The following is a 22288-nucleotide window of genomic DNA, read 5'->3' on the forward strand; positions in this document are numbered from 1 at the left end:
TAAACTTACGAAACCAAACCAAATAAAAGTTAAAAATTTCATAACCAAATTAATGCCTTTCATTCATTCAAGTCTTCTTAAAGCGGTTGTTATATATAATAATAGGTGTGCCTTAATAAGTTGTTTGATGCTGTTTGTCAGTCAATACATATTCACTCTTCATGTTTGATCAGCTAAAGAAATAATAGGACATCCTGTTATTAAGGGCCATAGGATTTAACAGAAACAAAATTCTGTCGATAACAAAAAAAGCCAAAACAAAATATATATCTATATTAAGAAAGTAAAATAAATTTTATTACCTTGCTAAATATTATTTTAACTTTCGTTTCATTGTTTATAAGCATTAAATATTTACTTTATGCTGCTTAAGGATTTTACAAAACTCATACTCAGTGCATCCTTAATCTTGCTCTTAACTGTGAGCAAGATATTTGCACAGCAGACTATTACCGGGCATGTAGTGTCTGAGGAAGATAACGAACCTTTACCAGGAGTGACCGTGCTGATAAAAGGCACCACAACTGGTGTGATTACCGACCTTGATGGCGATTTTAGGATTGCAGCAAGTGAAGGTGATGTGCTAATGTTTTCTTTCGTTGGCTTTCAAAGTACTGAAGTGACAGTAGGCAGTCAGACTCAGCTAAATGTCAGCCTTCCACTAGATATACAATCTCTATCCGAAGTGGTTGTACTTGGGTATACCTCGAAATCACAGAAAGAACTAGGAGCATCAGTAGTGTCTCTGGATGCTAAGGAACTTCAAAACGTAACCGCTCCAAATATTGAAACGATGCTTCAAGGGAAGGTTCCTGGGTTAACAGTTTCAAGCCCAAGTGGACAACCAGGTGTTCCTGCAGATATTCGTATACGAGGGGTTACTTCTATCAATATTGACAGACCTCCTTTAATAGTGGTAGATGGAATGATCGGAGGAAATTACGTGCCCTCCGATGTGGAAAACATTACTGTTCTAAAAGATGCGGCTGCTATTGGTTTATACGGGTCCGCAGGAGCGGCTGGGGTGATCATTGTCACTACAAAAGCGGGTTCATCCTCAGCGGAACCTACATTCACAGTGAATAGCAGGGTAGGATTTAAGGAAGCAGTCACTGGTAATTTTCAAATGATGAACTCCGCTCAGCTATATGATGCGCAAGAGCAAATGTGGGGTGAAGATAATGTCATCAGCTTTTTGAATAACAGACCCGAGGATCTTTTGGATCAGGATTTTGACTGGATGGACGCTGGCTTTCAGCGAGCCATGCTGCAAAACCACAGCATCGGAATGCGAGGTGCTAATTATGGATTCAATGTGGATTATTATGATGAGGAAGGGACGTTCATCAACACCAACTATCAGCGTCTTAATCTAAGAGGATATTTGAAAATGGATATCACTGACCGTTTTCGAGTGGTAACCGATGTGAACGGGCAATTGACCAGTGATCGGGGAAATCACTACAGCTGGTTTGAAGACGTGTTTTGGAATGTTCCGTGGGATCAGCCTACTCATATGGAAGACGGTGTGGAGGTGACAAGTGGACCTCAATACGTCACCAATTCAGCCAATGGATGGATAGGGCAGTTCAAAAGAAACTTCCTGCATTCTACCAAATACAATACTTTGGGCTCCACTGGAAACGACCTGACCTGGAGCGTGAGAGCAAGTTATGAGCTCACTGACTGGTTGAGTATTGAGACAAGAACCCGGTTAAACACCTACAGATCCAAATACAAGGAGTATTACGCGCCTAACACCGATCAGGGGATAGCTATGAATGGTATTGTCAATACTACTCAAAATGAAGGTTGGGGAGTGTTATCTACCCATTTTTTGAGGTTCTCCAAGGCGTTTGGAAAGCACGATTTCAGTGCGTTTGTGGCGCATGAAGGAGGATACAGCACTACAAATAACCTGTATCTTTCAGTAAGTAATCTTTCATCACAGAACATTAGTGTACCAGATGGTGGTAGTAATGCGCTGGACTGGGGAGGAAATAGAATCGAAACTTCAGGATACTCTTATATCTCAGAGGTTTCTTATGGTTATGATGGCAAATACTTCTTGACAGGATACTGGAGAGCAGATGCTAGCTCTGTATTTGCAAAAGATACTCGTGTGGGTTACTTCCCAGGTGGTAGTATTGCCTGGTTGATTTCTGAAGAAGACGTAATGTCAAGTCCGTTGATCGATCAGCTTAAGCTCCGTGCTAGTTACGGATTGGTGGGTAATAGCAATATACAGCCGTTTTTGTCCTTGCCTACTTACAATATCACCAGACAGTATAATGGCAACCCAGGTGGTGAGCCGGACAATCCAGAAAACAATGAGTTGTCCTGGGAAACAACACGAATGGCCAATATTGGTATTGACTTTGTCATGTCAAATGGTGTATTCACCAACATTGATGTTTACCATAAGTCGGTGGAGAATATGTTGTTCTATAATCCGCAGGCTTTTTCTTCTGGATACGAGCGTAAGTGGGAGAATACCGGAGATATGTACAATCGTGGAATTGAAGCTGTATTGGGATATTCTGGTTCAGTAGGTGACTTGCAGGTAAATGCTAGTTTTAATGTGGCGGTCAATCAAAATGAAGTAACAAGAATAAGTTCAACCTCTGATGAGCAACCCCTTATTGCCGGAAATATTCAACAAATAAATATCGTCGGGTCACCTGCATTTACGTGGTACATGCCAAAATGGCGAGGTGTGAACCCAGATGACGGTACACCACAGTGGGAGGTAATTAATTACGATGTTGATGGAAATGAAACAGGCAGATCAGTTACTAGCAATTACAATCAAGCAACTTTCCAGCCAATAGCGTCAGCACTGCCAAAGATGAATGGTGGGTTTAATGCATCACTTGGCTACAAAGGGTTTAATTTGTCCTTCCTTATCACTTACCAAACTGGGAATAGCATTTATCACTACACAAGAGAGTTTGTTGACTCAGATGGAGCCAATATAGGAATCAATCTGATGCAGCTACAAGATGGATGGAGTAGATGGGAAGCTCCAGGCGACCAGGCGACACACCCTGGCTTAGAGCGTGGAGGTAATAACGGTGCGCATTTCACCTCATCTAGATATATTGAAGATGGAGACTTTTTGAGGTTGAGAAATGTGAATCTATCCTATAACCTGCCAGTTAGGCTGCTTAAGTGGTCTGGAATGAAAGCTGCTACCGTTTCTGTCAGTGCCGATAACTTAATTACGCTTACTAATTTCTCAGGAATGGATCCTGACATAGGACTTCAGGTGCAGGACTATTCATTGCCGGGGATGTCTTATTTGAAATACCCGATTAGTAAACAAATTGTACTTGGATTAAACTTAAATTTCTAATTCTATGAAATTTCTGAAAATATTAACCATAGCCTCGCTGTTGATAACCACGTCATGTGACCTGGAAATACAGCCGGAGAATAAGTCCACCATTGACAACCTGCTAGCAGAAGATGGAGGTATAGAAACTGCAACCAATGGAAATTATGCTTTACTGAAAGACGTATTGGCTTTTGGTGGTGCTGGCCCTAATAGCAACAATGACTATACTCGACATTTATATCAGATGTCTGAATTTGCGGCAGATAATGTCATGTACACGCAGTTTTCATCTGATCCTCTCTATCTCGTGTTTACACGTGAGCATGTGCCGGGTCAGCTGAATAGCGCCTATTTTTGGTTCATTGCATATCGAATGATATTGGGTACCAACCTCATCATCAACAATGCTGAAGAGGGTGTAGATGGAAGGACAGATCAGTTGATTGGAGAAAATTACTTCTTACGAGCAATGGCTTCATTTGATCTCCTTCGGTTTTTTGCCAAATCATACAATCAAGGTAGAGATAACCCGGGAATAGTGCTTCGCACTACTGCCAGCGAACCAACTCTGGAGGCGAGAGCTACGGTTGGGGAGAGCTATGATCAGGTGGTTGCCGATTTGCTCAAAGCGGAAGCGTTAATGACAGAAGACAATGATAGAGGAGTGGAGTATGCTTCTAAACTTGCCGCTCAGGCATTGCTTTGTAGAGTGTACTTGTATATGGAAAATTACGAGAAGGTAATTGAATACGCAGACAAAGTGGAAGCTTCTGGTATCCGCTTGGCTACCAACTCCGAGTACCTGGATAATTTTGCCAATACGCCATCTTCAGCAGAGTCAATTTTTGTAATCAAATGGACACTACAGGATCACAGAGGTAAAAATGGATCAATTGGTTCCATGTACTACGATGATGGCAACAACAATGGATGGGGAGAGGTTTTTGCCTCTCAGACTTTCAGAGACCTCATTGAGACGCATCCTGAAGACATTAGAAATGATTTGATCGTTTCTCCTGGCGGCACCAAAAATGGATACCCCATCCACTACATTATCAAGTTTAGTGGTCAGGATGGAGTGGTCAACCTTTGTTCCCCACAGTACCTGAGATATTCAGAGGTGGTGCTGAATAGAGCTGAAGCCAATGCTCATTTGAGCAATGATGCAGCTGCAATTGCCGACGTGAACGATATCAGAGTGAGGGCCGGGCTCAGTGGAGCTGCTCTTTATGATGAAACCGATTTGGGAGGTAAGACAGTGCTTGATGTGGTGTTAGAAGAACGCAGACTAGAGCTGGCTTATGAAGGTCATAGAGGTTTTGATCTAGTTCGTAATCAAAGAGATTTGGTGCGGAATTACGAGGGGATTCACCAGGAGAATGGTGATACCAGAGTAAGCATCCCTTATGATGACGATCGCTGGATCTTCTACATTCCACTTCAGGAATTAACAATCAATAGCTTGGTTAGACAGAATCCATAAACTATAACTGATACTTCTTCATACTTCTATATATCAAAGAATTGCCAGTTTGACTGGCAATTCTTGTATTATAACTGAGGCTTCTGGATACGTTGCCTCACAGAAACTAAACTTTATGTTCAAAATGAGATTATTGCTTTCTTTACTGCCAATGGTAATGCTTGTTTCCTGTAAGACAGGATCAGATGTAAGTCCACCTTCTTTAGACTACACATTGAAAACCTATGTGGAATCAAGTGAGGACTTTGTTAATCCAGAACGGGGTTTTTATCGCTATACTGACACCAGAGCCAGTAATTACAATGACCTGTCGTTGTTCACACTTCAGCGGTATAGGGGAGAAACGGGTAGTTCGGGGGCGGATTACAGAACCTATAATTCGCTTATATTTCGCTACTACATTCTTGATGACTTTGTAGACGGTCCGCTTGATGATGCTTTTCTTGCCAACATGCAGAAAGATTTTGATGTAGCAAGAGAGGCTGGAGTAAAACTTATTCCCAGATTTACCTATACAACTAGCGCCAATGATGGTGATTGTCCAGAAGGGTTTATCTGTCCGCCTTATGGAGATGCACCTAAGGAGATAGTTCTGAATCACATAAGTCAGGTAGGACCAGTATTATCAGCAAATGTAGACGTACTCTTCACCGTTCAGATGGGTTTTATTGGTACGTGGGGTGAAAACTACTACACCGACTATTTTGGAGATGCTTCGCCTAACGCTGATCAAGGAAAACTACTTGATGAAAATTGGCAAGACCGGATAGACGTGTTGAAAGCGCTCCTTGATGCCACTCCTGAGGAACTGCAAATACAGGTAAGATATCCACAGATGAAACAGCGAGCGGTTTACGGCATTGATGCAGCTACTAATGTGGCAGCTCTTACCAAATCCGAAGCTTTTGATGGTTCTGACAAATCACGAATCGCTTTTCATAACGATTGCTTGTTTGCCAGTGCGGCGGATTTTGGCACCTATGAAGACTATGGGAACTCTTCCAGCCCTAGAAGAACTGACGTGCCTAATCTTAAGAGTTATTTTGCTGAGGATAGTAAATATGTGATCGTAGGTGGAGAGACCTGTTCGGATGGGTATAGCCCTCAGAATGATTGTGCTCCGGCGGGTATGGCAGACGAGGATCTCAGATATTTGCATTATACCTATCTAAATGCAGATTACAATAATGATGTGAACAATGATTGGGTCGAAGGAGGATGTATGGAGGCCATTAAAAGGAATCTGGGTTACCGCATAGTACTGGATAGTGCTTATCTGGAAGAGAAAGTAGCTGTTGGAGGGAGTATGGATCTGAGTTTGTTTATCAGAAACGTAGGTTATGCCGCTCCTATGAGTGATAGACCTGTTGTTCTTATTCTATTCAATCAGGATACTGAAGAGTCTTTTAAATTTGAATTTAATACAGATGTAAGGTTTTGGCTTGAAAGCGTGAGCCTGGAGGATTCTTTTGATTTGTCCAATGTGCCTGCTGGTGTTTATAATCTCTACCTATCACTGCCGGATGGTCACGAATCCATTGAAGATAGACCGGAGTATGCCATTCGATTGGCCAATGAAGATATGTGGGAGGAAGAGTCAGGTTGGAATAATCTGGATTTTCAAGTTACGGTTGAATAATAAGTAAGAAATGAAATTACTAAAAAATACGATTCTGCTCTTAATGGGCATGTTCGCACTATGTTTTGAGATTACTGCACAGCAAGTAACCCAGGAATTATTCGTGCCTGTTTTGGAAGGAGAATATTGGTGGGGTGGTGTAGTACGTGATGGGCACCTAATGCCATTTCAGGATGCCTACTCGTTTAACCAATATGTTGAAAATAAAGGGAATCAGGTGCAGCCGCTATTGCTATCAAGTAAGGGTAGACTGATATGGTCGGAGAGTCCGTTGGCCTTCAAAATTGGTGAGCAGGGAGTGAATGTTGAGTCATTTGGTGGTGATATCGTTTTGGAGTCACCTGGCAAAACCTTGCGTTCTGCGTTCTTGTATGCATCAGCAAAATTCTTTCCACCATCTGGTAGTAAGCCTGATGAGCTGCTTTTTACAGCACCTCAGTACAATACCTGGATAGAGCTGATTTACAATCAAAATGAACAGGATATTTTAACCTACGCTAATGGTATAATAGCAAATGGATTCAAGCCAGGAGTGTTGATGATCGATGACAACTGGCAGGAAGATTACGGGAAATGGACCTTTCATCCCGGACGTTTTGATAACCCTGTGAAAATGGTTGACTCTCTTCACAGCATGGGTTTCAAAGTAATGATGTGGATTTGTCCCTTCATCAGTCCAGACTGTGACGTATATCGGGAGTTGGAAAAGAAAGAATACCTAATAAAAGAAAAGAGCTCAGGCGATCCATATATGGTTCGCTGGTGGAATGGAGTGAGTGGTGTGCTGGACTTTACCAATCCGGGTGCTGTAGCCTGGTTTGATAGTCAACTACAGAGGCTTGTTGATTCGGTAGGAGTGGACGGTTTCAAGTTTGATGCCGGTGATACTTATTTCTACAATGACCAGATGGCTTCATTTGATCCTACTGCCACACCCACTGATCATACCTACGCATTTCAAAAGTTTGGTTTGAAATACCCATTAAATGAGTATAGAGCTACATGGAAAATGGGTGGTCAGCCATTGGCAGAGCGCCTACATGATAAAGGCCACAACTGGAATGATTTGCAAATGCTGATCCCCCAGATAGGACTGCAGGGCATAATGGGTTATCCTTTTAATTGTCCTGATATGATTGGTGGTGGAGATTACGGTTCATTTATCAATTTGGAAAATGTAGATCAAGAGTTGATTGTAAGGTCTGCGCAACTCCATGCGTTGATGCCAATGATGCAATTTTCTGTGGCTCCATGGCGAGTACTGGATGAGACACATCAGGCAGCAGTAATGAAGGCGGTGAAGTTTCGAGAGCAATATCTGGATGTAATACTGGGCCTTGTTGATGAAGCTACCAAAACTGGAGAGCCAGTGGTCAGGCTAATGGATTACGAGTTTCCTGGTCAGGGATACGAAACGGTAAAAGACCAGTTTATGCTAGGCAGCGATATTTTGGTAGCGCCGGTTTTGGCCAGCAAAACTTCTGACCGAGATGTGCTACTGCCTAATGGAAAGTGGGAATACAAAGGCAAGACGTACAAAGGGGGTAAATCCGTGACCATCCCAGTGACTCTGGATGACCTGCCGGTATTTGAGAAGAAGTAATAAGATTTTTGTTTCGTTTATACGGAGGGCTACCAACGCTAAGTTGGTGGCCCTTACTTTTTTAGAGCTATAGGCGCCATGTTCGTTTTAGGTTAAAAGAAACAAAACGTAAGTTAAATGAGCACACCAGCATTTTTCAAATTCGTCTATTCCGAATATTAAGTGTCTGTTATACAGTAATATAAACTATTGGTTTATATAAACGTAAAAAGTACGTATTTAATTTGGAAATAAAACGAAATATAATAACTTTATTATATACTAGTATTTGTAAGATTATACTTACGTAAGGTTAATTAAGTTTAAATATAAGTTTCATAAGATTTGTTTTCCACCCTCTTCAGAATCTCATGAGTATCTTTTTTATTAACCATAAACTTTCCAGAAATGAGAAAACCATTTTTACTTATTCTACTATTAGTGACATGGGTTTTTGCTGCCCAAGCAGCGGATCATCATGTTTACTCTGGGCAGTCGATACAGTCTGCCATTAATGGGGCATCATCAGGTGATCAGGTGATTGTCCATGCAGGTACTTACAACCAAAACCCGAAAATTGACAGCAAATCCAATCTTGTTTTGACTAGTGCTGGGGATGGAGAGGTGATTATACAGGGTAATGGCACCACAGTGGATGTGATTGAGATAGTCAACTCTTCCAATATCACAGTATCCAACTTTACGATTAAGAATACCCGAAAGGTGGAGTGGTCTACGGGTATATATGTCCATGGTGCAGGTAATGACATTGATATCCTGAACAATAACATAACGGACATAGCTTATCATTCAGGTTCATGGGATGCTGGTGATGAGCCACAGCAGATTGTGGGTGTCAACCCGTTGATGGTGTCCGGAGACAATGCGTCAACAGCACTTACCGACATTACCGTGGCAGGAAACACGGTTTCTTACTGCATGACCGGCTGGAATGAATCGATTACTATCAAAGCCAATGTGGATGGTTTCGTCGTTGAGAATAATACGGTGCACCATGTAACCAATATCGCCATAGATGCCTACGGTCTGGGTAGCTGGCCCAATGCTGCACAGGCCAGGAATGGTGCAATAAGGAGTAATTTGGTCTACAATGCCATCTGTAACTATACTGACAATGGCGGTATCTATGTGGATGGGGGTAAGGATATTGTGATAGAGAACAATATCGTATACAACAGCCTGTATGGCTACACGCTTGGTTGTGAAAATCAGGGCAATGTGACTGGTGGAACCACCTCTAACATAAAACTGCTCAACAACATTGCTTACAATAATGCAAGGGCGGCTGTGATGATCGGTACCGGAGGTGATGATGATGGTGAACAGGGAGAAGTGGTAGATTGTCTACTCTCAGGGAATACATTTTTGAAAAATTCTACCTCGAGCCAATGGGGTAGTGAATTGGTGTTGCAAAATTGTTCGAACATCGAGTTGTACAATAATATCGTCAGTGGACTGTGGCAGCAGATGGTTTCCGAAGGCCCAGGGGTTGGTACTTATACTTCGGGATACAACATCTTTTACAACCCTGTAGGCTCTCCGCTGACTGCTCAGGAGGTCAATAACTGGGCTACTATCAATTTTTCAACCTGGAAGGGCCAGGTAAGTGACAATACTTCATCTTACACAGATCCCTTGCTGGTAAGTGCTTCTCCCACTTCGCCAGATTTTCATTTGCAGTCTTCCTCTCCTGCCATCAATGCGGGTGATCCTAGCTACACACTTACAGGTAGTGAGGAGGATCTAGATGGTCATGCCCGTATCCAAAACTCACGAATCGATATTGGGGTGGATGAGAGTGGAACAGGCGGCGTATCTGTGACCGGTGTGAGTGTGTCACCAGCCAGTGCTTCTATAGCTGTGAGTGGTACTCAGCAGCTCTCGGCCACTGTAGCACCGACCAACGCATCTAATCAGAATGTTACCTGGAGCTCCAGTAACTCTTCGGTGGCTACAGTAAACTCCAGTGGTTTGGTGACAGGCGTGACTGCCGGGTCGGCCACTATCACTGCTACTACTGTGGATGGCAGCTTTACTGATAATGCGAGTATCACCGTGACAGGTTCCGGTGGGGGCTCAGGTATCACCATAGATGGTAGTTTGTCTGACTGGTCGGCGATTTCAGCCATTGCTACGGCCAGTGGTCAGTCTGCTCTAAGTTTAAAAGTTCATGATGATGGCACTAACCTGTACTTCGGAGTGTCAGGATCTGGGTTGGGAGCCAACTATCAAGTGCTTTTGGATATAGACAACAATCCCTCTACCGGTTTGCAGCACTGGAGCTTTGGTACTTCCGGGGCTGACCTGTATATCGAAAATGGGACAGTGGCTACCTATACAGGTGACGGGACTTCCTGGAGTTGGAGTACGGTGGGTTCGGCTACTGCGTCCAAAAGCAGTAGTGTATGTGAGGTGCAGGTAGCCAAGTCTTTGCTTGGAAGTCTTGCCAGTTCTATCAATGTGGCATATGCTGATATCAATAGCAGTTGGTCGGTGGTGTCTACCCTGGGTTTTGCGTCATTTACCCTGCCAGTTTCAGCTAGCATTACTATTGATGGAAGTCTGTCAGACTGGTCTTCTGTTTCAGCTATTGACAATGCCAGTGGACAGTCCGCCTTGAGCCTAAAGGCATATGATGATGGCACTTACTTGTATTTTGGGGTGTCAGGATCAGGTTTAGGAGCTCACTATCAGGTTTACCTAAATACCGACAACAATAGCTCTTCTGGCTTGCAGCATTGGGATTTCGGTTCTTCCGGCGCTGACTACTACATAGAGGATGGCAATGTAGCCGAGTACACTGGTGATGGCTCTACATGGAGCTGGTCCAATGTCGGGAGTGCGACCCACTACATGTCGGGCTCTACAGTCCGAGAGGTCAGGGTAGCAAAATCACTGTTGGGGAGTTTGAGCAGTACCATTACGGTTGGCTTTACAGATATTAACAGTAGCTGGTCAGTAGTTTCTACTCTTGGTTTTTCCTCATTCTCTACTTCTGGTTCAAGACTGGGAGCCGCTGGTGATGAAATATTGCTTATGCAACCAGAAGTGAAGATTTACCCCAATCCGGTAGAAGAACGACTGTTGGTTGATTTGCAGGGGATTTCAGGGTTAGCAGAAATCACGGTCCATTCAATGGACGGAAGGCTGTTATTCACACAAGTGGCTAAAGGAGGTGTAACACATATTTCCAGAGATCAGATTAAAGGCCAGGGGTTGATGGTGCTTACCATCAGGGCTTCCGGTTTTGAACAGTCCTATAAAGTGCGGTTGAAATAACCCGTAAGGTTACTATTAACAAAGCCACCAGTCGATTCGACTGGTGGCTTTGTTGTTTCAGATGCGATGTATAGACCGTTTTAATGATTTGTATAGAACTTAGGTTTACTTTATTCTCACTTTGGTAGTTCCCAGGTTGGTCTTAATGATGTAAATCCCAGCTGGCCACTGAGCAGGAATATCTACTCTTGTCGTTTGCTCTGGTAATGAATCTCTAATCAAAAGCCGCTGGCCGGAAAGATTATGTAATGATACGTACTGCAGGGAGGTGTTTTTACTTCTTACTGAGAAGTTGTTGCTTTTGTAAATGATTTTTACTTCTTGATTTTTACCAATTGAGAGGACTTTCTCTTCCACATCTTGTGGTATGTAGCTATAAGGTTCGTTGATCGTGCCATAGTATTGAATGGTTTGACTATCTAGTATGCGGTCGCTTTCTATAGTGAGGACTGGTGCTGCAGACCCGGCAGGTATTTCGCATGTGAGTGTTTCGCCGGGCGACAGGTAGATCAGGCTTTCAACAGCCCGAACACCATTTACTGCGACATAGGCATCATAGTATATTGGAGCAACTCCTACGTTTTCTATGTTTACGATAGAACTACCATCCATGGACTGGAAAGAGTTAATCTTGAATCGGTAGCCCATATACATACTCGCTTCTTTTATCCGGTCCATAGATTGATATCGGGGTTGGTCGTTACCATTGATGTAGGACATGTGAAAGTTTTCCACGAAAGTTTCAAAAGCGATACCATGTGCACCAACGTGTTCGTTGAGGACATTTTGTTGGTCATAGTCGGTGTAATAGCTAAACTCACCGCCTGCTGGCGCCCACTTATATCTCTCCCTATCGAAAAAGTTCCAGTTGGAAGTGTTGTAGCCGCTATGGTTTCGATGCATGAAAGAGTCATCAAATAAGCCAAAACCTATTTCTTTCAATTCGGGTTGTGCTTGGAATGGGGAGTAAGTATCACTGGCGGCATCTATGGATATACTCCAGTGGGTGTTGGTGAATATGGTGTCTAGATGCTGGAAAAACCCAGCTTGAAAATCCTTACTCGGAAAGGTCTCTCCCAAAACAAAAGGTCCGTCATATATGTGATACTCTGCCCATAGGCCAAACCCCGTTTGCACAAAAGCAAGACGCTTATCATTGTCGTACTTTTCCGCATACTTTTCATAAAACTCCAGTGTAAACCGTTTTAACTCAGGGTGTGTCCAATCCGGAAACCACGTCTCTCTTCCTTCTGACTCTCCTTCTGTTTCGTGGTAGTCGTCCAGGGCTTTGATGTAGTCTGGTACTGACGTTTCACGGCCTGGATAGCTGAACCGAAAGCGCAATACCGCCTGGTGATTCCTTGAAGCCATTTCATCTAGTAATTCTTCTACAGGTGTCCAATCATAAACCCCTTTTTCAGAAACAATGTCATTATATAGCATGTAGGAGAATTCGAGTGAGATAGCGTCCGTTTCTATTCTACTATTACCTGGCCAAAAGACAATCCCGGTCATTGGTTGAACCATAGTGATCTCGCTATCCAATTCAATTGTTTGATAATCCTGTGCTTTGGACTCAATCACCAATGTAACGATGATTAGTAAAAGTAAAATCAATCTCATTCCTGTGATTTTATGATAAATAAAAATTAAACGAAAGTTAATAAAGTTTCTTATACTTTCATATTATGTAGTCAAGGGATTTTATATCCTTTTACCAGCGGAATCCTATGGTTTGTTTTAACCAACCCGGGATACACAGCAATAGGTCTACAAAGAGGTTTGGAAGAGCATAGGGGCCTGGAGTTAGCAATCCGGAGAGTACTAGTCATCTAAACAACCAAGTGAATTGCCATCCATATGATCTAATGGTCGGTTTACAAAGGACCACTTCCATTTAAGGCTTTACCCAATTAACTTTAGCGAAGTTGATACCTAAACCAACTTCTATGAAGCGATCGATTTTACTATGCTTTTATTGTTTTCTTGTCAGTTCGGTATTTGCACAAACTGCTGAAGACTACTTTCAACCTCTCAAATACCGAAATGTCGGGCCCTTCCGTGGCGGTCGGTCAGTTACAGCTTCTGGAGTGGTGGGTGATCCCCTGACCTATTATATGGGAACCACTGGAGGCGGCCTCTGGAAGACAGATGATGCTGGAGCTCATTGGGAAAATATTTCCGATGGCTTTTTTAAAACGGGTTCAGTTGGAGCAGTGGCAGTGTCTGAATCCAATCCGAATATCGTTTACTGTGGAATGGGCGAACATGCCATTCGGGGAGTGATGACTTCCTATGGTGATGGGGTTTATAAATCTACCGATGCAGGCAAATCATGGAAGAAAGTTGGTCTGGATAAGACTCAGCAGATTTCTCGAATTGAAATTCACCCGACCAATCCGGATATTGTCTTTGTAGCAGCACAAGGGGCAGCTCATGGGGCTACGACAGATCGTGGGATTTATAAATCTACTGACGGTGGCCAAACGTGGAGAAAAGTTCTGTATGTCAATGACTGGACGGGCTGTGTAGAGCTGAGTATGGACATGAATTATCCTGAAGTCATGTACGCAGCGATGTGGCACCATCAGCGGAAACCATGGAAAGTGATTAGTGGAGGAGAAGGCAGCGGACTGTATAAAAGTACTGATGGAGGTGAAACCTGGGTGAAAATAGAAGAGGGGCTTCCAGACGAATTGGGAAAAATGGCGATAGTTGTCAGCCGTGCTAATTCTGACAAGGTCTATGCGTTGATAGAAAGTGATTCGGAAAAGGATCTCGGAGGTTTGTTTGTCTCGAACAATGCCGGAGAAAGTTGGAAAAGAGTAAGTGATGACAATCGGCTCACTCAGCGAGCGTGGTACTACACCGAAGTTTTTGCAGATCCAAAGGATGAACACACAGTCTACGTATTAAGTGCCCCGGCTCTCCGATCCATCGATGGAGGAAAAACCTGGGAGCGAATTACCGGTACACACGGGGATTACCATGACCTTTGGATCAATCCCAACAACTCTAAAAACATGGTCATCGCCAATGATGGCGGTGCTGCTATCTCATTTGATCAGGGAGAAAGTTGGACTTCTCAGGGCATCATGCCTACAGGGCAGTTTTACCGGATCAATACAGATAACCTGTTTCCATACAATATCTACGGAGGTCAGCAAGACAATACCTCTGTCAAAATTGCTAGTCTGTCTCTCGGTCGATGGAGCATCTCTGAGCAGGATTGGACCTATGCTGCAGGTGGTGAGAGTGCCTTTCTCGCTTTCGATCCTGATGATCCTAAGTATGTCATGGGAGGTAGTTACCTGGGGACGATCGAAGTACTGGACATGGACGCTAAGGCAAGCACCAGTATCATGCCAGCACCTATTCAATATTTGGGTCGTGAGGCCCGCGATATGAAGTACCTGTATAATTGGAATGCTCCAATAATATGGTCTAAGCATGAACCTGGAACTTTCTACCATTGTGCACAGCTGGTACTGCGCACTAGAGATATGGGAGTGACCTGGGAGGAGATCTCACCAGACCTGACCAGAAACATCGACGAAAAGCAAGGCAATGGAGGAGGTCCCTACACCAATGAAGCGGTGGGAGCAGAAAACTATGGCACAATTGCTTACATGATCGAATCTCCACATGAAAAAGGAGTATTCTATACGGGAAGCGACGATGGATTAGTGCATGTTACACGAGATGGAGGGGAGAACTGGAACAATGTGACCCCAAAAGGACTGCAGGAATGCCTGATCAATGCCATTGAAGTGTCTCCGCACGATCCGGCTACTGCGTACATCGCTACCACCCGATACAAGTTTGATGATAAGACCCCTGCGATTTACAAAACCACTAACTACGGCAAAACCTGGACCAACATCAGCTCAGGTATTCCTTATGGAGCTTTTACCCGTGTGGTGAGAGAAGATGCAGATCGAAAGGATCTGCTCTACGCGGGGACTGAGCTTGGTATGTACATCTCCTGGAACGGTGGACAGACCTGGGAGCCGTTCCAGTTGAACTTGCCGGTGACTCCAATACTGGATTTAAAAGTGCATCAGGGAGACTTGATTGTTGCTACTTCTGGACGCGCATTTTGGATTTTGGATGACTTAAAAGCGTTACAGCAATACGATATGGCTAAGGGAACTAAACTGTTCCAGCCAGAGTCGACTTATTTTGGAAGTTGGGGAAGCCCTCTTAGTGGAAACGCCGATGATTTTGATGGAACTATGGAATCAGCAGGGGTCAACCCTGCAAACGGTGTGGTTATCTACTACGAGTTGCCTGAGCTATCTGATAGTGTACATATACAATTAGGAATCTCAGATGCAAAAGGAAAGGTCATTAGAACGCTTTCATCCAAGTCTGATGAATCTTTCCAGCGATATGCCGGTGGTCCATCAGCTGATCCTGTTCTTCCAAAAAAGCAAGGGCTCAATCGGTTTGTGTGGGACATGAATCACTCAACCATGCCTGGAATTCCTACGGCCTACATAGAGGCGAGCTACCGGGGACACCAGGTTGGTCCAGGAACTTATCAACTCAAATTGACTGTGGGTAAAGATAGCTACACAACCCAGGCAACGATACTTCCAAATCCACTTCTCGAGATCAGTAAGGAGCAGTTTGCTGAATACGATCAGTTCATGACAGAAATGGAGAACAAACTCACAGAAATGCATGATTTAACGAATCGACTGTTTAAGATTAATGGTCAACTGAGGGAGGCCGTGACAAAACTGGAAAAAGGTCAGTTGAAAGAAGAAGGAAATCAGCTGGTGGATGCTCTTGATGCCTGGGACAAGGAAATGGTTCAGCGCAAATCCAAGGCGTATGATGACGTGGAGAACTTCCCCAATAAGTTCACTGCGGAGTATTTATTCCTGATCAATCAAACCAACAGTAGTATTCCTCGCGTTAATCAGCCCAACAGGGACCGAAAGCAAGAGCTAGATGCTCAATGGGATGAATTGAAAACGAAAGCTGATGAACTCCTCCAAACCAAGTTGCCGGCCTATAACCAAAAGCTGTGGGATGCAGGTGTAGGTGCTTTGAATGTTAAATAACTAATACGAATGTGTACTCAATAAGCCCCCTGAAATGCATCATTTCGGGTGGCTTATTGTATACGTCTGCGAATGGATGAATTTTACCGAGTATGCTGTGAAAGGGTTGCTGATGTCAGCATAATAAAAAACCTCATAGTGCAAATAATGAGGTCAATGAAAATTCAGTGAGCTTGGAGTCGAGAGGACTAAATGACGCTTCAGTCAATGTTACTTAAGATTATCAACCGCTTCCTGGCCTACCTGTTCTCTCCACTCCAACCAAAATTTGGTGATCATCCTTACACCAGCTCCTCGAGCAGTAAATCTGGAGCCGTCAGATTGTACATCGGTGATGCTGCATTTTCGGCCAAAGGACCACTTGCTGTCCAACAGGAAGTTAATGGCAGTTTCTTCGGATTGCTCATAAGCCTGTTCGAACGCCTCTAGATATTTGGCATTTCCTTTAATTAAGAAAGTAGCATTGTTCAATTCTACAGTTACCCATTGATTAGCCGCAAGCGACTTCATAGGCATGGACAATCCAAACAAACCGATCAATATGATCATGAGTGATTTTTTCATAACTAGACCAGATTAATAAAGTAAAAGATAACGTAATTAATATAATCTAATCAGGACAGAAATGGTCCTAACGAGGTGAAATTTATTCCTGATGGATCGGACGAACAGTTACAACCAGATACTTTGGAGAACGGAGGTGAGTGCTTTGAATTTAAAATAGGAGAAAGGCAATGAAATATAAATACCTTCCAAAATGCGCTGTTTTGGGAGTCTTTTCATTTTTCACTAGAGAGCAGCTTAGAGAGAATTAGTTTTAGGTCTCTTTGAAATATGATTTGTGCAATTCACAAGCCTACAGTCTATGCATTTTTACCGATTTCTCAATTTCTATTTGGAAATGCAAGTTAGATATACCATCTTCGAGTAAATTGTACAATCGATTGCACATATGAAAAAGATACTTGCTCTCTCGTTGATCGTTCTTACATTTTCAGCATGCGTTGCTCAGGAAGATGAACAGTCTCTATATGCTGGGGTGGAGTTTGACATGCCCGAAGTGGTTATCCCAACTTTTCCTGATTATCAGGTTAGTATTGCTGATTTTGGTGCCATTGCTGATGGGAAGACGAAAAACACTAGAGCAATAGCGGATGCCATAGCGGATGTGGTCAGCAAAGGTGGTGGTACAGTAGTGGTGCCACGAGGGATTTGGATGACTGGACCAATAACTCTGAAAAGTAATATCAATCTCATGCTGTCCGATGGAGCACTGCTGCTTTTCACTGCAGATAAGGATGATTACCCTCTGGTTAGTACCAGTTTTGAAGGGCTGGATACCTATCGCTGTATTTCTCCGATCAATGGCAATAACCTGGAAAATGTCGCCATTACCGGAAGTGGAACAATCGATGGGAATGGTGATGCCTGGAGAGGTGTGAAAAAGAGTAAAATGTCTGAAAGTCAATGGAAGCAACTAGTGAAAAGTGGTGGTCTGTTGAGTGAAGATGGCAGTAAATGGTACCCATCAGAGAGCTACCGCAAAGGTGCAGAAGCCACATCAGGTTTCTTCAATGTGCCGAAAACCACTTCCAAGGCAGATTTTGAGGAATTCAAGGATTTTCTGCGTCCGGTCATGATCAGCATCGTCAACTCTAAAAATGTGCTCCTGGATGGACCAACCTTTCAGAACTCTCCAGCATGGAACATACATCCGCTGATGTGTGAAAATGTGACCATTCGAAACATCAATGTTCGCAATCCCTGGTACTCACAAAACGGAGATGGTCTGGATCTGGAATCTTGTAAGAATGCGCTTATCTACAACAACACCTTTGATGTGGGAGATGATGCTATATGTATCAAGTCAGGCAAGAACGAGGACGGACGTAAACGGGGGATGCCCACAGAAAATGTGATCATTAAGAACAACATTGTTTATCACGGGCATGGTGGGTTTGTGGTAGGGAGCGAAATGTCAGGCGGAGTGAAAAACATTCACGTCTCTAAGTGCACTTTCATGGGTACGGATACCGGATTGCGCTTTAAAAGTACTAGAGGTAGAGGTGGAGTGGTTGAGAATATCTACATCTCAGATATCGACATGATCAATATTCCCACAGAGCCTATTCGCTTCAATTTGTTTTATGGGGGGCAGTCACCAGTTCTGGAGGACGATCAGGAAGCTGCCGTGGTAGATGAGGAAGCAGTACCAGTGACCGAGGAAACACCTTCCTTCAAGGACATCTACATGACGAACATTCGCGCTGTGGGATGTGAAACGGCAGGGTATTTTCAAGGTCTGCCGGAGATGAATCTGAAAAACATCAACATCACCAATTCGACTTTAGGCGCCAAGAAAGGGATTAGCTTATTTGACGCTGATGGGGTGACTTTCGATCATGTGACCGTAAATGTTGCTAAGGGATATCCATTGACTATTTACAATGGGAAAAACATTAAACTGAATCAATTTTCTGGAGCGAGTGAGTCAGGCGAACAACCTGCCAGAGTTATGGGCGCCAAAAGTGAAAATGTTCAACTATCAGGCATGAACAAGGATCAGGTGGTGGTTTCGGAAAACGTTTCTAAGAAAGCTGTCAAATTCAAATAGCATGCGATTAGCGGCCATTTTGTGTTTATTACTACTCGTGATTTCCTGGAATAGCGTCCCGGAGGATACTCCTGTAATTTACTTGATAGGAGACTCCACTTGTGCCATCAAGAGTGATGATGCATTTCCTGAAATGGGTTGGGGAGTGCCATTCATCACTTTCTTTAATGATTCTATCCGTGTGGAGAATCATGCGGTGAATGGACGGAGTACGAAATCATTTAAAGAAGAAGGTCGATGGGACCGGATAAAAGGAACGTTGAAAGCCGGTGATTGGGTATTCATTCAGTTTGGGCATAATGATGAGGTGCCTAGTAAGGTTGGGCGATATACCACACCAGACGAGTTTCAAGACAATCTGATGCAATATGTTAAGGAGACAAGAGCAGTCGGAGCTAATCCAGTCCTATTGACACCAGTGACCAGAAGGTCTTTTGAGAATGGTGTATTGGTAGATACACACGAACAGTATGCACGGCTGGTAAGAGATGTTGCTGTCGACTTAAATGTGCCATTAATTGATATGACTAAAAAGTCAATGGGTTTGGTTAATCAATTTGGGGAAGAAAAGTCAGTCCTGTTGTATCACCACTTGGCTACTGGCGAACATCCCAATTACCCGAATGGCAAGGAAGATAACACCCATTTTAATGAACTGGGAGCACGGAAAATGGCACAGTTGGTGCTGGATGGAATCGAGGAACTGGAGCTGGGTTTGAATCTATATGTTGTAAAAGGTACTCGCTGATGAATCGATTAATCATTCATTTATTCTTTATCCTGGCTTTATTCGGGTGTCGTCAAGAAGTTAATGAAGTGGTCGCTATCTACCTAATTGGAGATTCTACCATGGCTGACTATTCGGACAATTATGAACCAGGCAAAGACTACCTGAAAACCCGCTATCCGATCACCGGATGGGGACAGGTTTTTCAGTCAAGCTTTGATACAGCCGATTTGACTCAGTTTACACTTTTATTTGAAGCAGATTCAGTACGAGTGGATGATCACGCCAGAGGAGGGAGAAGTACACGTACCTTTTTTCAGGAAGGTCGGTGGCGATCCGTTTACAATGTGCTGAAACCTGGAGATGTGGTGATCATGCAGTTTGGTCATAACGATGCTGCGGAAAGCAAAACGGAACGCTATGTGGATGTAGAGGGCTATCAGGAGTTTTTGAGGCTGTATGTGATCCAAACCAGAGATAAGGGTGCTACACCTATCATATTGACTCCTGTGGCACGTAACTACCCCTGGGTAGATGGATATTTGGAAAATGTACACGGTGATTATCCCGACGCTGCTAAAGCTGTAGCGGAGGAGCTGGGAGTCAATTTGGTTGACCTTAATCAGTTATCTATGGATCATTTTTCAAATGTTGGTAGAGATTATGTCACCAAAAACTACTTTATGAATCTGGACTCGGGTGTCTATGAAGCCTATCCGAATGGTCTGAGTGACAATACCCATTTCCAACCTGAAGGTGCCAGAGCTGTGGCTAGACTGGTTTTTGAAGACTTGAAAACATTGAATAAATGAGATGGGCATTACTTTTAGTTTTCTTGTTGGTTACAACTTCGTGTATTGCTCAGGAAGGATCAATACCACGAGCATATGATTTTGTGGTGGCTGCTGATGGAACGGGTGATTTTACTACCGTTCAGTCGGCCATCGATGCTGTACCTCATTTGCGGAAAAAGCGCACCTATATCTTAATCAAACCGGGCGTGTACAAGGAGAAGTTGTCTTTAGCGTCTACCAAAACAAACATCAGCTTCATTGGTGAGGATGTGGAGAGCACCATCCTGACTTATGATGACTATGCGAGCAAGCTCAATACATTCGGAGAAGAAATAGGAACGTCCGGATCTTCATCATTTTTCGTAGATGGAGATGGTTTTGAAGCAGAAAACATTACGTTCGAGAACAGTTCAGGCCCGGTTGGACAGGCCGTGGCTATGAGAGTAGATGGTGATCGGGTGAAGTTTACGAATTGCCGGTTTTTGGGCTTTCAGGATACGCTTTATCCCCACGGAAAAGGGAGCAGGCAGTATTATAAAAACTGCTACATCGAAGGAACGGTGGACTTTATATTTGGGTGGTCTACTGCTGTTTTTGAAGGGTGTGAGATCTTCTGCAAGCGATCTGCATACATTACTGCAGCGTCTACCGAGGAAGGAACCGACTATGGATTTGTGTTTAAGAATTGTCAAATCACCGGAACGGCAGAGGCTCACAGCATGTACCTGGGAAGGCCCTGGAGACCTTATGCCAAAACCGTTTTTATGAATTGTGATTTAGGAAATCTGATCCAGCCGGAAGGTTGGCACAACTGGAACTCAGAAGAAAAAGAGAAGACCGCTTTTTATGCGGAGTATAATAATGCTGGAGCTAGTTATACTCCCACAGAGCGAGTGAGTTGGAGCCATCAGCTCACTGATGAAGAAGCTAAGGAGTACACGCTAGAAAAGATTTTTGGAGACTGGGACCCAGCAGAGTAATTGAAGAAACCCCATTTCATATTTCCAGACACCCTGCTTGAGAGAGCGGGGTGTTTTCATAGATTTTTTATCGAGCTTAACCAGATTTGCAATAAAAAGACTGGTAAGTATGCTAATACTGCATTCAGTAGTGCTAATCCATAACTGAACTTTTGCGCTTTGGAAATTCCAATGATAATTATGCGTATGTTGAGAATCCATATAATATATGATAATAAGGCATGATAAGGATTTTCCGAGCCTTCAAGGTCTAAAGCAATCAATATTAATTGGTATACCAATTCGAGTGTATAAGGAATAATTGCCATGGCATGGACCGTGCCTAATTGATTAATTGATGCTTTTCCTTCCCAAAGTTTCCCAATTTTTTGAATGATCCATGGATATATTTTTCCAAGTACTAGTAAAAAAACACCAGTATTGAAGAGGGTAATGAATATAGTAGCGCCTAGCCTTGTTACAGGGGAAGGGTCTCTGTCAAATAAAAGTGCCACATCCTTGCCGATCGCAATTGCCGTGTAAATTCCATATATCAAGAAAGGCCAACCATATAAACTATCACCATTTCTTGCTTGAAAAAAGTGATCAAAAGTCCATCTCGGTTTAGTCCAAATGGACAGAAATGGATTAGGTCTAGATGAAACCTTGGTCATGAATAGTTAAGCATTATCGTCTAAATTGGGAATTTACTAGATTTCTTAATAAGTCTAGGTAACGAAAAAAAACACCCCACACATTTCGTGAGGGGTGCAGAATTAAC

The 22288-nt window shown here is 43.3% G+C and carries 13 protein-coding genes; 10 read left to right on the forward strand and 3 right to left on the reverse strand.

Annotated elements, in window-relative coordinates:
* The first annotated feature begins 421 nt into the window (after positions 1 to 421).
* The 5 genes from ACO067_RS18295 (at position 422) to ACO067_RS18315 (ending at position 11341) form a co-directional block, all read left to right on the forward strand.
* The gene (locus ACO067_RS18295) at positions 422 to 3355 is read left to right on the forward strand and encodes a SusC/RagA family TonB-linked outer membrane protein (RefSeq protein WP_421876718.1); all 2934 of its coding nucleotides are present in this window, start codon (positions 422 to 424) and stop codon (positions 3353 to 3355) included.
* A 4-nt stretch (positions 3356 to 3359) separates the two neighbouring features.
* Positions 3360 to 4820 (forward strand): RagB/SusD family nutrient uptake outer membrane protein, encoded by a 1461-nt coding sequence (locus tag ACO067_RS18300; RefSeq protein WP_421876720.1) that lies wholly within the window; start codon positions 3360 to 3362, stop codon positions 4818 to 4820.
* A 124-nt stretch (positions 4821 to 4944) separates the two neighbouring features.
* Entirely contained in the window at positions 4945 to 6459 is a 1515-nt protein-coding gene (locus ACO067_RS18305) for a DUF4832 domain-containing protein (protein WP_421876722.1), read from the forward strand.
* Between the two features lie 10 nt (positions 6460 to 6469).
* Complete coding sequence (locus tag ACO067_RS18310) at positions 6470 to 8062, forward strand: glycoside hydrolase family 31 protein (RefSeq protein ID WP_421876724.1); 1593 nt, start codon at positions 6470 to 6472, stop codon at positions 8060 to 8062.
* 387 nt (positions 8063 to 8449) lie between these two features.
* Positions 8450 to 11341: an Ig-like domain-containing protein gene (locus ACO067_RS18315; protein ID WP_421876726.1), complete on the forward strand. Its 2892-nt coding sequence runs from the start codon at positions 8450 to 8452 to the stop codon at positions 11339 to 11341.
* Between the two features lie 105 nt (positions 11342 to 11446).
* Here the strand turns inward: ACO067_RS18315 and ACO067_RS18320 are convergent, their stop codons facing one another.
* On the reverse strand, positions 11447 to 12964 hold the full coding sequence (locus tag ACO067_RS18320; RefSeq protein WP_421876728.1) for a hypothetical protein: 1518 nt from the start codon (positions 12962 to 12964) through the stop codon (positions 11447 to 11449).
* Positions 12965 to 13290: 326 nt separating this feature from the next.
* On the opposite strand from ACO067_RS18320, the gene ACO067_RS18325 reads away from it, so the two are divergent.
* Positions 13291 to 16413 carry a VPS10 domain-containing protein gene (locus tag ACO067_RS18325; RefSeq protein WP_421876730.1) on the forward strand — a complete coding sequence of 1041 codons (3123 nt, stop codon included), beginning with the start codon at positions 13291 to 13293 and terminating at the stop codon, positions 16411 to 16413.
* A gap of 210 nt (positions 16414 to 16623) precedes the next feature.
* Here the strand turns inward: ACO067_RS18325 and ACO067_RS18330 are convergent, their stop codons facing one another.
* A complete protein-coding gene (locus tag ACO067_RS18330; protein ID WP_421876732.1) occupies positions 16624 to 16977 on the reverse strand; it encodes a hypothetical protein in 354 nt (117 codons plus the stop codon).
* A 388-nt stretch (positions 16978 to 17365) separates the two neighbouring features.
* Here ACO067_RS18330 and ACO067_RS18335 point away from each other — a divergent pair, with 388 nt between their 5' ends.
* The 4 genes from ACO067_RS18335 to ACO067_RS18350 are packed head-to-tail and all read left to right on the forward strand — an operon-like array spanning position 17366 to position 21528.
* A complete protein-coding gene (locus ACO067_RS18335; RefSeq protein WP_421876735.1) occupies positions 17366 to 19027 on the forward strand; it encodes a glycoside hydrolase family 28 protein in 1662 nt (553 codons plus the stop codon).
* A gap of 1 nt (position 19028) precedes the next feature.
* A complete protein-coding gene (locus ACO067_RS18340) occupies positions 19029 to 19775 on the forward strand; it encodes a rhamnogalacturonan acetylesterase (RefSeq protein ID WP_421876737.1) in 747 nt (248 codons plus the stop codon).
* On the forward strand, positions 19775 to 20566 hold the full coding sequence (locus ACO067_RS18345; protein WP_421876739.1) for a rhamnogalacturonan acetylesterase: 792 nt from the start codon (positions 19775 to 19777) through the stop codon (positions 20564 to 20566). Before ACO067_RS18340 ends, ACO067_RS18345 begins: the two co-directional genes overlap by 1 nt.
* Positions 20563 to 21528, forward strand: a complete 966-nt coding sequence (locus tag ACO067_RS18350) for a pectinesterase family protein (protein WP_421876741.1) — start codon at positions 20563 to 20565, stop codon at positions 21526 to 21528. The genes ACO067_RS18345 and ACO067_RS18350 overlap by 4 nt, the downstream gene beginning before the upstream one ends.
* A gap of 56 nt (positions 21529 to 21584) precedes the next feature.
* Here the strand turns inward: ACO067_RS18350 and ACO067_RS18355 are convergent, their stop codons facing one another.
* Positions 21585 to 22181 carry a hypothetical protein gene (locus ACO067_RS18355; RefSeq protein ID WP_421876743.1) on the reverse strand — a complete coding sequence of 199 codons (597 nt, stop codon included), beginning with the start codon at positions 22179 to 22181 and terminating at the stop codon, positions 21585 to 21587.
* Positions 22182 to 22288: the final 107 nt, after the last annotated feature.

The organism is Marinoscillum sp. (assembly GCF_965229915.1).
GTDB lineage: Bacteria > Bacteroidota > Bacteroidia > Cytophagales > Cyclobacteriaceae > Marinoscillum.